This window comes from Erythrobacter sp. S158 (genome assembly GCF_057364915.1).
This window is the reverse complement of record NZ_CP200279.1, coordinates 2,555,115-2,568,654: the sequence shown is the minus strand read 5'-3', so window position 1 is coordinate 2,568,654 and position 13,540 is coordinate 2,555,115. Positions and strand designations below refer to the sequence as shown.

Sequence of the window (13,540 nt, the reverse complement as noted above, 5' to 3'; positions counted from 1 at the left end):
TTGGCGAGCGCTGCAAGGGCGGGCGCGTTTACCATGGGCGAATTGCTGTCTTTTTCCACACTGCAGAGCGAAAATTGCAATCAGACGCAACAATGCTGCGACATATTGTGGGAGTAGCGTGCCTCGCGGGCTTCCCTGCGTGCTGGCAGCTTGGTAAACGCGCCGGTGATGAACGAGCGGCCACCAGAAATCGTGAAATTCGACAATGTGGGCCTTCGCTATGGCACCGACCCTGAGGTGTTGAGCGACCTGTCGTTCACGCTGTTTCCCGGCAGCTTCTACTTTCTCACCGGTGCTAGCGGTGCCGGCAAGACCAGCCTTTTGAAGCTGCTCTACCTCGCTCAGCGCCCTTCGCGCGGCAGTATTCGCATGTTCGGCAAGGACATGATCACTCTCCCTCGCCAGAAGCTTCCTGATTTTCGCAGGCGTCTGGGAGTGGTGTTCCAGAACTTCCGCCTAGTTCCGCATTTGTCGGCCTTCGACAATGTCGCGTTGCCGTTGAGGCTGGCCGGAACGGATGAGGCTAAAGTGGTCAAAGCGGTGTCCGACATGCTCGAATGGGTCGGGCTCTCTCACCGAGCTCAGGCGGGCCCCGCGACTATGTCCGGCGGTGAGCAGCAGCGGGTCGCGATTGCGCGGGCGGTGATTGCTCGCCCGCAAATGCTGATTGCGGACGAGCCGACCGGTAACGTCGATCCTGACATGGCCCTGAAGCTGCTGCGCCTGTTCGAGGCGTTGAACAACCGCGTCGGCACGACCGTCATTGTCGCGACCCACGATGTGCACTTGCTCAAGAAAGTGCCGGAATCGCTCATAATGCGGCTGCACAAGGGGCGACTTTCCGACCCGACGGGCGCGTTACGCTATCCGCCGCAACCCAAGTCGCGGCCTGCCCCGCGCAAGGGTGCGGCGTGAGGACGCCTCCCGTCCCCGAAGAACGGATCGAGAAGGTCGCGCCGATGAAGGGCTCGGTCACCGCGAAACTGCTGCCGCAGACGCGTTTTGGCGGGCCGATACCGTGGGTGATCGCGATCCTTATCGCGCTTGTCGTGATCGCGGCTGCGGGTGGGCTTTCGCTGCGAAACCTTGCTGAAAACGCGCGCGCCGACCTTTCCGATGCTGTGACCGTACAAATTGTCGAGGCCGACCAGAACGCCCGCAATGCGCAGGCAGAGGCCGCAGCCGAGGCGCTAGGCAATTCGCGGCTTGTCACTTCGGTAAGGGTGGTTCCCGAGGCCGAACTGGAGCAATTGCTCGCGCCGTGGCTGGGGGAGAGCGTGGTCTCCGAAGACGTGCCGATTCCGGCGCTAATTGACGTCGAACTGACGCGCGAAGCGAACGCGCAGGAAATCGCCCAGTTGCAGACCGCGCTCGACGAGGCACTGGAGCCACTTGGAGGTTCAGCCCGCATCGATGCCCAATCGGAATGGCTGCGCCCGGTCTACGATGCTCTCGCCGCTCTCCAATATCTCGCGCTCGCGCTCATCGCGCTGGTTAGCTTTGCAACAGCTGCGGCGGTCTGGCTCGCCGCGCGCAGTGCCTTTGCCAACCACCGCGACACGGTGGAGATCATCCACCTTCTCGGCGGGACCGACAGGCAGGTGACTCGGGTGTTCCAGCGCTCGGTCGTGCGCGATGCGGCTTTCGGCGCCTTTGTGGGACTGGTGATCGGTCTCGCAGCGGTCTGGCTGCTCGGCCAGCAGTTCGCTGCACTCGACAGTGGAATGGTAGGCGGAGGCGGCCTTGACGTGGTCGATTGGGCAGTTATCGGCGCGGTTCCTGTCGCGGGCGTTCTGCTTGCGCTCATCACGGGTCGGATAACGATCGGACTTGCGCTAAAGTCGATGCTGTAAACACAATGGTTGCTATTCGTTATCTCCTTGCCGCGAGCGTGCTCGTCTGGGCTCTGGGCTTTTTCTGGTTCGCTGCCGCCTTGCCGCAGCCCGCCGATGAGCTTTCAACCGATGCCGTGATCGTTCCGACCGGCGGGCCGGGCCGCATCGCGCAAGGGTTGCAGGTTCTTGAGCAAGGTCAGGCCAAGCGGATGCTGGTCACCGGCGTCGATCCGGAAGTGACGCGCGACGAATTCGCCGCCCAGTTCGAAGTCGATGATGCGCGGATGGACTGCTGCATCACGCTTGGCTCTGAGGCAGTCGACACCCGCTCGAACGCGACCGAGACCGCCGAATGGGTTGCCGCAAACGACATCACTTCGCTCCGCCTCGTTACGACCGACTGGCATATGCGCCGCGCCGCCGGAGAGCTTGACCGCGAGCTGCCTTCATCGGTCACGGTTGTTCGCGACGCTGTGCCATCGCAGCCGAGCCTTGCCAGCCTCTTCCTTGAATATCACAAGCTGATCGCCAGCTTTATTGCAGGCCTTTTCGGTTATTGAGGCATCCTGAGTGGCGTTTCTTCGCAGCCTTGTATTCTACCCGGTCTTTTACGGTTTCAGCGCGATCCTCGTGGTGTTTTCGCTGTTCGCGCTGTTGTTCGGGCTGGAGGCTCTCAAGAGAGTGGTGGCGCTCTGGGGCAACTGGCACAAGTGGTGCGTTGAAAACCTGCTCGGCATCACGATCGTGCAGGAAGGTGAAATTCCCGATGAGCCTGTCCTGATCGCGGTGAAGCACGAGAGTTTTTTCGAGGCGATCGACATGCCGCGCCTGTTTCGCTTTCCTACGGTATTTGCCAAGCGCGAATTGTTCCTGATCCCAGGCTGGGGATACTCGGCCAAGGTCTATGGCCTCGTGCCCGTGGCGCGCGACCGGGGTGCGCAGGCGCTGCGGCAAATGATCGCCTTTGCCAAGGAGCGCGTGAGTGAAGGGCGCCCGCTCATCATTTTCCCTGAAGGCACCAGAGTCCCGCACGGGAAGGAGCCGCCGCTTCAGTCGGGCTTTGCAGGCATCTACAAGCTTCTCGGCCTGCCGGTGGTGCCAGTCGCCGTGAACAGCGGGCCGCTCTATCATCGCATCATCAAGCAACCGGGCACGATCACCTACCGCGTGGGCGAGACCATTCCGGCAGGCTTGCCGCGCGCCGAAATGGAGCGCCGCGTGCACCGCGCGATCAATGTGCTCAATTCGGGCGAGAGCATATCCCTCACTGCCAACCCGCATCCGCGGGTTCGTCCTCGCTAGACGCGCAGCAAGGCTGCGCCCGCTGCGGGCGGGCGGTCGCCCTTGCGGCCCCTCGGGCCGAGCTTAAGCTCTACCTGGGACCTCACCCATGATCCTCGCGCCCGAAGTCGGGGCGGCCATCGTCCTGGCCTTCCTTGATGACTTCGCGGCGGATCGCGCGGGTGCGGCTGAAGAGATCGTGCAGCGCATCGCCATCGCCTGAACGGATCGCGCGCTGGAGGGCGGTGAGGTCTTCGGTGAAGCGCCCCAGCATTTCGAGCACCGCGCTCTTGTTGTTGAGGAACACATCGCGCCACATCACTGGGTCGGAGGCCGCGATGCGGGTGAAGTCGCGAAAGCCGCCAGCCGAATACTTGATGACTTCGGACCGAGTGACGTCTTCGAGATCGCTCGCTGTGCCGACGATTGTGAAGGCGATGAGGTGGGGGATGTGGCTTGTGACCGCGAGGACCAGATCGTGGTGCTCTGCGTCCATCACCTCGACCATCGCACCAAGTTTCGCCCAAAAATCGGAGAGCGCAGCGAGCGCCGCTTCGTCGGTTCCCTCGGGCGGGGTGAGAATGCACCAGCGATTGGTGAAAAGCGAGGCGAAGCCTGCCTCCGGTCCGCTTTCCTCGGTCCCCGCGACCGGGTGCGCTGGGATGATCGTCTTGCCGGGTAATGCCCGCGCGAGGGCCTCGGTCACGCTCTGCTTGGACGAGCCGACATCCGAGATGATGGCGCTATCTGGCAGGTGGTCGGCAAGCTCGGCAGCGGCAGCCTCCATCGCGCCCACTGGGACGCACAGGATAACAAGGTCGGCCTCGCGCACCGCCTCGGCAGCAGTGTCGCACACGGCCGCAGCAAGGCCGCGTTCGCGCGCTACCCGCCGCACGCCTTCGTCGCGGTCATAGCCAGTGGTTGTGATGCCCGGCGCATGCTCCCTGACCGCGAGCCCAATCGACCCGCCGAGCAGGCCGAGCCCGATGATCGCGACGCGCTCAATGCTCACGCGGTTTCTCCGCAGAGTTCGCGCAAGGTGGCGATAACGCGCTCCATGTCTTCCGACTTGCCGATGGTGATGCGCAGTGCATCAGGCAAGCCTTGCGAGGGCAGGTGGCGCACAGCGTAGCCTGCCTCGGCGATGGCGGTGAGCGCGGTCTCGGCTTTCACCTCCCCGTCAAAACGCACGAGCACGAAGTTCGCCTCACTTGGGACGGCGCTCAGGCCGTGATTGCCCAGCGCGGTGATCGCCTCGACAAAGCGCGCGCGTTCGGCGGTGTTGTGCGTGCGGCTCGCCTCCACGAATTTAGTGTCGCCCAGCGCGGCCAGAGCAGCTTTCTGGCCGCTTACTGTCACGTTGAACGGTCCGCGAATGCGGTTGAGCACGTCGATGAGGCCCGGCGCGCCGGTTGCCCAGCCGATCCGTTCAGCAGCAAGGCCGTGGATCTTTGAGAAGGTGCGCGTGACCAGCACGTTGTCGTGCTTCGCGGCGAGCTCGAAGCCGATACGCTGATGCGCGGGGTCGAGATATTCGGCGTAGGCCTCGTCGACCACCAGAAGCACGTCAGCAGGCAAGCCTGCGTGCAGGCGCTCGACCTCGGCGGGTGCGATCCAGGTGCCGGTCGGGTTGTTGGGGTTCGCGAGGAACACTACCCGCGTCTTTGGCGTCACCGCAGCCAGCATGGCATCGACATCGGCAGTGTAGTCGCGGTCATCGACCTCGACCGGCTCAGCCCCGCAGCGCCTTGCTGCGATGTCGTAGACCGCAAATGAATGGCGCGAGAACAGCACTTCATCGCCGACACCGGCAAAGCCCTGTGCGGTGAGGTTCAAGAGCTCATCCGAACCCGTCCCGCACACGATCCGCTCCGCGTCGAGGCTGTGGAGGTCCGCAATGGCCGCGCGCAGCGCCTTTGCGTCAGGGTCCGGATAGCTTGCCGCTTCCGCGCGCGCCTGCTCCAGCGCTTCGAGCGCCGCCGGGCTGGTTCCGAGCGGGTTCTCGTTCGCCGACAGCTTCACCAGCTTGCGCCCATCGCTCGCGGTCGCCTTGCCGGGGACATAGGCGTGGATGCCGAGGATATAGGGTTTGGGTTCGGGACGTGTTGTCATGGCCGCGGGGCGATAACCGCTTGCGGCGCGCAAGAACAGCCCAATTGACTTGCACGCCTCGCTACCCCACTTCGCGCTGGCTTATGAACGCTGCCCCAGCCTCGAAGAGCTATGCGCTGCCCGCTCCCCTGCCGCTTGATAGCGGGCAGGCGCTCGAAGGCGCAAGAATCGCGTATGAGACCTATGGCGAGTTGGCCGAGGATCGCTCGAATGCGGTGCTAATCTGCCATGCTCTGACCGGTGACCAATATGTTGCGAGCAATCACCCGATCACCGGCAAGCCGGGCTGGTGGGAGCGTATGGTCGGCCCCGGCAAGCCGATCGACACGGATCGCTTCCACGTCATCTGCGCCAATGTGATCGGCAGTTGCATGGGATCGAGCGGCCCTGCGTCCGAAGCATCCGACGGCAAACCTTACGCGATGCGCTTTCCCGTCATCACCATCCGCGACATGGTGCGCGGGCTGGTGACTTTACTCGACGGGCTCGGGATTGAGCAGCTTCACACGGTTGTCGGCGGATCGATGGGCGGCATGCAGGCGTTGAGCTTGGCCGCTAACTGGCCAAGCCGCGCAGCAAGGGTGCTGGTGATCGCTTCGACCGCGCGGCATTCGGCGCAGAACATCGCCTTTCACGAAGTCGGACGCCAAGCGATCATGGCGGACCCGGCTTGGGCGGACGGCGACTATTATGCGAGCGGCTCCTCGCCCGACAATGGCCTCGCCGTGGCGCGCATGGCGGCGCACATCACCTACCTCTCCGAGGAAGGACTGACCGCGAAGTTCGGGCGACGCCTGCAGGACCGCGACGCCAAGAGCTTTGGCTTCGATGCCGACTTTCAGGTCGAGAGTTACCTGCGCTATCAGGGCAGCGGGTTCACCCAGCGATTTGACGCCAATTCCTACCTCTACATCACGCGGGCGATGGACTACTTCGACATCGCCGAAGAACATGGCGGCAAGCTCGCCGATGCCTTTGCAGGGACGAGCGCGCGGTTCTGTATCGTCAGCTTCGATACCGACTGGCTCTATCCGACGTCGGAGAGCCGGCACGTCGTCCACGCCTTGAACGCCGCTGGAGCCAAGGTCAGCTTTGTCGAGCTGTCCGCTCCCAACGGGCATGACAGCTTCCTGTTGCCGCACGAAGAGCTCGACAGCGTTGTGAAGGCCTTCGTTGAATGAGCGGGTCCCTAAACACACTGCGCCCTGACCTTGCTGCGATTGCGCGCCACGTTGCTCGCAGTACGCGCGTGCTCGACATCGGATGCGGCGAGGGCGAGCTGATGGCCGTGCTCGAGGGTGAGAAGCAGTGCGATGCGCGCGGGCTTGAACTGGACCCGGCGCTTGTGGCCCGCTGCGTCGGGCGCGGGCTTTCGGTGGTGCAGGGCGATGCCAACACCGACCTTTCGGACTATCCCGACAAGGCGTTCGACTACACGATCCTAAGCCAGACGCTGCAGACCGCGACCCGGCCCGACCTTATGCTTGACGAGTTGCTCCGGGTGGGAACGCGGGCTTTCGTCTCGTTCCCCAACTTCGCGCATTGGCGCACGCGCACCGCGCTCATGCTCGGTGGGCGGATGCCGGTCACGCGCGCTTTGCCGGTGACGTGGTACGAGACGCAGAACATCCACCACGTGACGGTGGACGATTTCCGCGAGCTTGCGAGGGCCAAGGGCGCCAAGATCGAGCGCACCTGGTTCTTCGCGAATGAGCGCGCCATCGGCCCCGTCGGAGCCAACTGGCGCGCTGAGTTCGCTGTGTTCCAGCTAAGCCGTTAGGCCTATCAAGAAGGCCGGTGGATGCCGCACATCTTGTGGCCGTCGGGATCGGTGAAGTAGCAAAGGTTCATCGGACCCATCGAGCCGTTGCGTGTGCCCGGCGGGTCTTCGATGCTCTTGCCGCCGTTTGCGACCGCCACATCGTGCAGTTCAGTAACCTGCTCAAGGCTGTCGCATTTGAAACCGATGGTCATGCCATTTGCGCATTCGGCGGGCTGGCCATTGATCGGCTCGCTGATCGAGAAGGTTGAGCCATTGTGCATGTAGAACAGGCGCGTCTGGCCGGTGTCATTGACATGCACCATCGGTTCGCCCGCACCCAGCACGCCTAAAACGGCGTTGTAGAAGGTCTTCGACTTCTCGATATCGTTCGACCCGATCATCACGTGATTGAGCATCTTGCGCTGTCCTCTCTCTTAGTGGTCATTTGCAACCGACATAGGCCGAGGTAGGGGCCGCACGCTGCCACGACAAGCGCTTTGTCCGCTGCGCTTCGATCTGCCGTAGCCAAGGGTTCATCTGCATCGCTATAGGCATGCGCCATGACTTTGCCCCTCCTCGCCGCCGCATCGCTCGCCCTGTCTGTCCAGTCTGCCGCGCCCGCTCCGGTAACGACCCCGCAAGCCCCACCGAGCCCCGCGCCCCCGCTTTCGCTCAAGAGCCAGACCTTGCTGCGCTGTTCGGCGGCCTTTGCGATGGTTTCTCACGGTCAATCCGTTGGCAACGAAGATGCGCTCAAATGGCCTGTGCTGGACACGCGCGGGAGGGAGTTCTTCGTTCGCGCGCTGGCACAGCTGATGGACGAGACCGGGCTCGACCGTAGCGGCATCAGCGCGCTCGTGAGCAAGGAGGCGCAACGCCTGTGGGACAGCGGCGAAACGCAGGACATCATGCCCGCCTGCCTCGTTATGCTGGATAGTTCGGGCATCTGAACCGCTGCGGCGGGTTTCGGCGTTCGGCCATGCGTATTGTGATGGATTTCCGCGTCCATCTGCTGCAATGCTCGCCGCACGATGTGGCAGCTCTACCAATTCCCTCTTTGTCCGTTTTCGCGCAAGATCAGGCTGCTCATGGGGGAGAAGGGCGTGGCTTACGATCTGGTGCGTGAGCATCCCTGGGCGCCGTCGGACACCTTTCACAACCTGAACGCCGCTGGCCGCACGCCGGTACTCGTCAATCAGGAGAAGGGCATCACGCTTGCCGATAGCCGGGCGATTGCCGAATACCTTGAAGAGACCGTCGACACTTCGCCGATGATCAACGGCACGGCGGCAGGCCGGGCGGAGATCCGCCGGCTGGTCGCGCTGTTTGACGAGAACTTCTACGCCGATGTCACCGCGCCCTTGCTGCACGAGCGGATGAAGAAGCGCATTATCACCCGGCAGCCTCCCGACAGCCGCCAGCTGCGCGACGCAATGCGGCTGGCACACGGGCACCTCGATTACATGGACTGGCTGATCGACAATCGCCCGTGGCTCGCCGGGTCTACCATGAGCATGGCGGACCTTGCCGCTGCCGCTCAGATCAGCGTTGCGGATTACCTTGGAGGGATCGACTGGAAGGGGCACGAACAGACGCGCGGCTGGTACGCGGTTTTCAAGAGCCGCCCCAGTTTCCGCCCGCTGCTTTCCGAACGCATGGACGTGATCAAACCGCCTGCGCATTATAGCCAGGTCGATGCGTGACCTGTTAGCGATGGACCGCGCAAGTGGTGCGTTTGGAAAAGTGCCGTAGCAATCCAAGTACCTGATCGCGTTGAGCAAATGCCCGCTCATGCCTGTAGGACGTGTGACCTTTCGCAAATTTGCGTTCAGGCGGGATTTGAGAGCAAGATCACACGGCATCTCTCCTCAGATAACCGGGTGAAGGCGAGTAGGAAAACGCGCGGCGCTTGCAGTCCCGCCAACTCGCACCGATATTGCCACAAAGCGAGAGAGGCCGAGCAACCATGACCGACGATCCCAAGACCTTGACCGAAGCCGAATGGCGCGAGCGCCTGACCGCCGAGCAGTTTCATATCCTGCGCGAAGCGGGAACCGAGCGGGCCTTCACCGGCAAGTACGACAAGTTCTACGAGAAGGGCGAATATATGTGCGCGGCTTGCGGCACGCGTCTTTTCATCAGCGCGGCCAAGTACAACAGCGGCTGCGGCTGGCCTGCCTTCACGAAGCCTGCCGACGAAGAGGTGATCGACGAGCACCGTGACACCTCTTTTGGCATGATCCGCACGGAGGTCACTTGCGGCAATTGTGGCAGCCATCTGGGCCATGTGTTCCCCGATGGCCCGCCCGAAGAAGGCGGCCTTCGCTACTGCATCAACTCCGCCGCGCTTGAGTTCGCGCCGGAGGATTGAGGCCTCGCCCCGCCTCGCCCGCACTTGTAAAATCGGCGGATAAAATCGCCATTCAGCGCGTTTTACCCTCAAGGAGCGCTCATTGGGCGTTCCAGACCGTTCACGCAGGGTTACAAGTCAACTATGCAGGGCCGGGATTTGAGGTATTGGGCGCCATTGGTCTTTTTGGAAATTCATGTCGAAACGCGGTGACCGTCTGCAAAACAAGGGCAAGCGCGGGTCGCGCCGTGCTGCAACCGAGCGGGCACAGGCCTCTTCGGGCAAAACCACGCGGGCCAAGAAGGTCGCGAACGGTTCGTCCTCCAGCAGCGAAATGAAGCGGCCCTCGCCTTTCTGGAAGTGGTTCAAGCGTCTTGCGATCGGCGGCGTGGCTGCGGCGCTTCTTGCGGTTGTTTTCCTTGGCTTCGCTGTCGGCTTTGCCGCACGCTCGATCCCCACATTCTCGCAATTGCAGGCAACGCAGGCAGGCCAGACCATTCTGGTGCGTGCGCGCGACGGGACCGAGATCGTCGAAATCGGCCCGAGCTTTGGCGAATGGCTGCCGCATGACGAAATCCCGGCCAACATGCGCAACGCGATGATCGCGGTTGAGGACCGGCGCTTCCACTCGCATTTCGGGATCGACTTCTGGCGCACCGGAGGCGCGATTATCGAAGGCATCACGGGGACGCGTGAACGCGTCGGCGGAACCTCGACCATCTCGCAGCAGCTTGCGCGCAACCTCTTCCTGTCATCCAACCGCACCGTCGACCGCAAGGCGCGCGAGGCGGTGCTGGCGATGGCGCTTGAATGGAAGTTCACCAAGGAAGAGATCCTCGAGCTCTACCTTAACAAGGTCTATTTTGGCGGCGGCGCGTATGGCGTGGACAGCGCGAGCCGCAAGTTCTTCAGCCATCCCGGCACCGAGCTATCGGTAGCCGAAAGCGCGATCATCGCAGGGCTTGTGAAAGCGCCGAGCCGTTATTCGCCGACCGCCGATGTCGATGCCGCCGTGGCGCGCGCGCAGGTCGTGCTGCGCCTGATGCGCGAGCAGGGCTACATTACCTCGCAGCAGGCCAGCGTCGATACCAGCACGGTCGAACTGAAAGAGCAGGCGGGACAGAACTCGGTGCGCTATTTTACCGACTGGGCGCTGCCGCAGCTCGACATACTGCTGCCTGAAACGAACGCTCCGCTGGAAGTCTGGACCACGCTGGACGTAGGCATGCAGCGCGCAGCCACTGCAGCGATCGATTCCAACACGCCGGATGGATCGCAAGGCGCGCTCGTCAGCCTTGACCGCGACGGGGCGATCCTCGCGCTGGTGGGCGGGACCGATTATGTCGAGACGAACTTCAACCGAGCGACCAACGCGATGCGTCAGCCCGGTTCCTCTTGGAAGCTGTTCGTCTATCTCGCCGCGCTCGAGGCCGGGTACACGCCTGATGACCGCGTGGTCGATACGCCGGTGACGATCGACGGGTGGAGCCCGCGCAACTCGAACGGACGCAATGTTGGCGAGACCAACCTGCGCACCGCGTTCGCCTATTCGATCAACACCGTCGCAGCCCAGCTTGGCAACGAAGTCGGCTTCGGCACGGTCGCATCGATGGCGCGGCGTTTTGGTGTTTCCAGCCCGATTTCGACCTTCCCTTCGATGGTGCTCGGCTCGTCCGAGGTGCGCCTTCTGGAAATGACCCGCGCCTTCGGAGGCATTTCCTCGGGCGGCATCGGGATCGAGCCTTACGGCATTCTCAAAGTCGCAACCGCCGGGGGCGAGGTGATTTACGAGCGCGAGGAACTGCGCGAACGTCAGCTGATCCCCGACTATGTCGCCGCTGGGATAACCGATCTTTTGCAGGCGGCCGTCCAGACAGGCACGGGCCGCGCCGCGCAGATCGGGCGTCCGGTGGCTGGCAAGACCGGCACGACCAGTTCGAACAAGGATGGCTGGTTCGTCGGCTTCTCCAGCGGCATCACCACAGGCGTATGGATGGGCCGCGACGACGCGCGCGCTGTGCCCGGCCTACAGGGTGGCAGAGCGCCAGCCCGCGCCTTTGCTGCTTACATGCGCTACGCCGTCAAAGACCGCCCGATCGAGCAATTCGACACCGAGCTGAACCTTCCCGACTGGCAGCTTGAGCCCGACGAAGAGGCGTTGTTCGGCGATCCGGACGACTATTACTTCATCGATGAGCAGGGGAACCTGATCGAGCCGGGCCGCCGCGATCCAATCGGGACGCCCTTCGATATCGAAGGTGAGAGCGAAGGCGGGCTGGAGCCGATTGCGGAGCCGCCTTCTGCCGTGGACGACGACTTCCTTGACCGCGCCATCCGCGGGCCGGTGGAAGCGCCGCCGCCTCCGCGTTCAAGGCCCTCGCCATCGCCCACACCCACCCAGCCGCTAGAGGTTGCGCCGCCAAGGCCGCCGCAGCCATCGGGCTAGGGACTGGGATCAGGAACCAATGAAAAAGGGCCCCGGAGCGCGATGCTCCGGGGCCCTTTTCTTATCGCTGTAAGTGCGTCGCTTAGCGCAGGCGCACCGGGAGGAAGCGCGCTGGCATGCCGCGGCGCTGGATGCGCAGGAGCACGGCGTCGCGGCCCTCGCTCTCGGCTGCGGCGATCTGCTCGCGCAGCGCCTCGGTCGAGGCGACTTCCTGATAGTTGGCCGACAGGATGATGTCCCCGCGGCGCAGGCCCTTGCGGCCAGCATCCGAGTTGGGATCAACCGCGCCAATCACGAGGCCCGTCGTCTCCGTCGGCACGCCAAGGCTGCGCGCGATCTGCGGGGTGAGGTCGAGGACCTGCAATCCGAGCTTTTCCGCGATCATCTCGTCGGACGCCTCGGGATCCATCGGCTCTTCGCTTTCCGGATCGAAGGTCTGGGTCTGCTGAGCGATTTCCTCTTCGCTCGGGCGACGGGCGAGCGTCGCATTGACCGTGATGGTTTGGCCTTCGCGCAGCACTTCGACGGGTACGCTTTCGCCCGGCTCGATATTGGCGACGATGAAGGAGACGCTCTGCTCCGACGTCACTTCGCGGCCATTCACGCCGACGATCACGTCGCCGGGGCGCAGGCCTGCGCGGCTGGCGGGGCTGTCATCGGTGACGATCTGGACGATCTCGCCGCGATTGCGTTCAAGCCCGAGCGAATCGGCTAGGTCGTCATTGATCGGCTCGAGGCTGACGCCGAGATAGCCGCGCTCGATTTCCTGGCCCTGCTTGAGCTGGTCGACGATCGGGGCTGCGATTTCAGCCGGGATGGCAAAGCCGATGCCCACGCTGCCGCCCGAAGGCGAGAAGATCGCATTGTTGATGCCGATCACGTTGCCGCGCATGTCGAACAGCGGACCGCCCGAATTGCCTCGGTTGATCGACGCGTCGGTCTGGATGTAGCGGTCATAGGCGCCGCCCTGACCGGTGTTGCGGTAGACCGCCGAGACGATCCCGCTTGTGACCGTTCCGCCGAGACCGAACGGGTTGCCGATCGCGACCACCCATTCACCCACGCGCGTCTGCGAGCTGTCGCCGAAGCGCACGAAGGGGAAGGTTTCCGCCGACTGGATCTTGAGCACCGCGAGGTCCGACTGAGCGTCCGCGCCGACCAGTTCGGCCTGGTACTCGGTTCCGTCGGGCATGGTGACGGTGATCTCTTCAAGCCGGGCCCGGTTGTCGGGCGAGACCACGTGGTTGTTGGTCACGACGAAACCGTCGGCACTGATGATGAAGCCCGAGCCAAGCGAGTTCGCCTCGCGCCGCTGGGGCTGCTGGCCGTTATTGCCGCCGCGGCGATTGAACAGCTCTGCAAAGGGAGTGCCGGCAAACGGGTTGCGGTTCACTTCGATCGACTGGCGGGTCGAGATGTTGACCACTGCCGGCTGGAGTTGCTGGGTGAGGTCGGCGAAGCTTGCCGGGGCCCCTTCGACCGGAACGACACGGTCCATGACCGCTTCGTCGTTCTGGGCGACCTGTGCGCCGGCCGGGTAGCCGGTCATCAGCGAAACTGCTGCGCCTCCCACCAGAAGCGCGCTTGTCAGTCCATAAACATACCGCACGTTGTTCACGTCCTCTCGTTCCTTCTCTTGAGTGGGGCAGCGCCCGGTCAGGCGCGCCCGCTTGTCTTCCAGTTACGCCCTCACAAAGAGGGCAGATGCGCTGAACGCTGAATGAAGACGCTTGTAGTCGGTAGCGTCAGGTCAG

The 13,540-nt window shown here is 63.4% G+C and carries 14 protein-coding genes; 10 read left to right on the top strand and 4 right to left on the bottom strand.

All coding sequences use genetic code 11. The features are described from left to right. Window positions 1-168: 168 nt before the first annotated feature. From ftsE to AC0V6T_RS12460, 4 genes are read left to right on the top strand one after another with little or no spacing between them, the layout of a single operon-like run. Entirely contained in the window at window positions 169-915 is a 747-nt protein-coding gene (gene ftsE, locus AC0V6T_RS12475; protein ID WP_007166125.1) for a cell division ATP-binding protein FtsE, read from the top strand. Beyond that, complete coding sequence (locus AC0V6T_RS12470) at window positions 912-1,853, top strand: cell division protein FtsX (protein ID WP_486127326.1); 942 nt, start codon at window positions 912-914, stop codon at window positions 1,851-1,853. Before ftsE ends, AC0V6T_RS12470 begins: the two co-directional genes overlap by 4 nt. Before the next feature lie 5 nt (window positions 1,854-1,858). Next, complete coding sequence (locus AC0V6T_RS12465; RefSeq protein ID WP_486127324.1) at window positions 1,859-2,395, top strand: YdcF family protein; 537 nt, start codon at window positions 1,859-1,861, stop codon at window positions 2,393-2,395. 10 nt (window positions 2,396-2,405) lie between these two features. Further along, a complete protein-coding gene (locus AC0V6T_RS12460) occupies window positions 2,406-3,137 on the top strand; it encodes a lysophospholipid acyltransferase family protein (RefSeq protein ID WP_486127322.1) in 732 nt (243 codons plus the stop codon). A gap of 82 nt (window positions 3,138-3,219) precedes the next feature. Here AC0V6T_RS12460 and AC0V6T_RS12455 read toward each other — a convergent pair whose 3' ends face one another. Both AC0V6T_RS12455 and hisC read right to left on the bottom strand, forming a co-directional pair. Continuing rightward, window positions 3,220-4,128, bottom strand: coding sequence for a prephenate/arogenate dehydrogenase family protein (locus AC0V6T_RS12455; protein WP_486127320.1), 909 nt, complete (start codon window positions 4,126-4,128; stop codon window positions 3,220-3,222). Then, window positions 4,125-5,228, bottom strand: a complete 1,104-nt coding sequence (gene hisC / locus AC0V6T_RS12450) for a histidinol-phosphate transaminase (RefSeq protein WP_486127318.1) — start codon at window positions 5,226-5,228, stop codon at window positions 4,125-4,127. The genes AC0V6T_RS12455 and hisC overlap by 4 nt, the downstream gene beginning before the upstream one ends. An 83-nt stretch (window positions 5,229-5,311) precedes the next feature. On the opposite strand from hisC, the gene metX reads away from it, so the two are divergent. Both metX and metW read left to right on the top strand, forming a co-directional pair. Continuing rightward, on the top strand, window positions 5,312-6,409 hold the full coding sequence (gene metX / locus AC0V6T_RS12445; RefSeq protein ID WP_486127316.1) for a homoserine O-acetyltransferase MetX: 1,098 nt from the start codon (window positions 5,312-5,314) through the stop codon (window positions 6,407-6,409). Beyond that, window positions 6,406-7,008, top strand: coding sequence for a methionine biosynthesis protein MetW (gene metW, locus AC0V6T_RS12440; protein WP_486127314.1), 603 nt, complete (start codon window positions 6,406-6,408; stop codon window positions 7,006-7,008). Before metX ends, metW begins: the two co-directional genes overlap by 4 nt. A 5-nt stretch (window positions 7,009-7,013) precedes the next feature. On the opposite strand, the gene AC0V6T_RS12435 is transcribed toward metW, so the two are convergent. Then, a complete protein-coding gene (locus AC0V6T_RS12435) occupies window positions 7,014-7,406 on the bottom strand; it encodes a VOC family protein (RefSeq protein ID WP_007166133.1) in 393 nt (130 codons plus the stop codon). Window positions 7,407-7,550: 144 nt separating this feature from the next. Here AC0V6T_RS12435 and AC0V6T_RS12430 point away from each other — a divergent pair, with 144 nt between their 5' ends. The 4 genes from AC0V6T_RS12430 (at window position 7,551) to AC0V6T_RS12415 (ending at window position 11,786) form a co-directional block, all read left to right on the top strand. Then, window positions 7,551-7,940 (top strand): hypothetical protein, encoded by a 390-nt coding sequence (locus AC0V6T_RS12430; protein WP_486127312.1) that lies wholly within the window; start codon window positions 7,551-7,553, stop codon window positions 7,938-7,940. 81 nt (window positions 7,941-8,021) lie between these two features. Continuing rightward, complete coding sequence (locus AC0V6T_RS12425) at window positions 8,022-8,693, top strand: glutathione S-transferase family protein (RefSeq protein WP_486127310.1); 672 nt, start codon at window positions 8,022-8,024, stop codon at window positions 8,691-8,693. Between the two features lie 263 nt (window positions 8,694-8,956). Continuing rightward, window positions 8,957-9,361, top strand: coding sequence for a peptide-methionine (R)-S-oxide reductase MsrB (gene msrB / locus AC0V6T_RS12420; RefSeq protein ID WP_007166136.1), 405 nt, complete (start codon window positions 8,957-8,959; stop codon window positions 9,359-9,361). 175 nt (window positions 9,362-9,536) lie between these two features. Continuing rightward, a complete protein-coding gene (locus tag AC0V6T_RS12415) occupies window positions 9,537-11,786 on the top strand; it encodes a transglycosylase domain-containing protein (protein ID WP_486127308.1) in 2,250 nt (749 codons plus the stop codon). A gap of 82 nt (window positions 11,787-11,868) precedes the next feature. On the opposite strand, the gene AC0V6T_RS12410 is transcribed toward AC0V6T_RS12415, so the two are convergent. After that, on the bottom strand, window positions 11,869-13,404 hold the full coding sequence (locus AC0V6T_RS12410; protein ID WP_486127306.1) for a Do family serine endopeptidase: 1,536 nt from the start codon (window positions 13,402-13,404) through the stop codon (window positions 11,869-11,871). Window positions 13,405-13,540: the final 136 nt, after the last annotated feature.

Excerpts from the sequence above, each read along its gene's own strand:
- AC0V6T_RS12415 (WP_486127308.1), top strand. The coding sequence starts at position 9,537 with ATGTCGAAACGCGGTGACCGTCTGCAAAACAAGGGCAAGCGCGGGTCG.
- msrB (WP_007166136.1), top strand. The coding sequence starts at position 8,957 with ATGACCGACGATCCCAAGACCTTGACCGAAGCCGAATGGCGCGAGCGC.
- AC0V6T_RS12465 (WP_486127324.1), top strand. The coding sequence starts at position 1,859 with ATGGTTGCTATTCGTTATCTCCTTGCCGCGAGCGTGCTCGTCTGGGCT.
- ftsE (WP_007166125.1), top strand. The coding sequence starts at position 169 with ATGAACGAGCGGCCACCAGAAATCGTGAAATTCGACAATGTGGGCCTT.
- metW (WP_486127314.1), top strand. The coding sequence starts at position 6,406 with ATGAGCGGGTCCCTAAACACACTGCGCCCTGACCTTGCTGCGATTGCG.
- metX (WP_486127316.1), top strand. The coding sequence starts at position 5,312 with ATGAACGCTGCCCCAGCCTCGAAGAGCTATGCGCTGCCCGCTCCCCTG.
- AC0V6T_RS12425 (WP_486127310.1), top strand. The coding sequence starts at position 8,022 with ATGTGGCAGCTCTACCAATTCCCTCTTTGTCCGTTTTCGCGCAAGATC.
- AC0V6T_RS12430 (WP_486127312.1), top strand. The coding sequence starts at position 7,551 with ATGACTTTGCCCCTCCTCGCCGCCGCATCGCTCGCCCTGTCTGTCCAG.
- AC0V6T_RS12435 (WP_007166133.1), bottom strand. The coding sequence starts at position 7,406 with ATGCTCAATCACGTGATGATCGGGTCGAACGATATCGAGAAGTCGAAG.
- hisC (WP_486127318.1), bottom strand. The coding sequence starts at position 5,228 with ATGACAACACGTCCCGAACCCAAACCCTATATCCTCGGCATCCACGCC.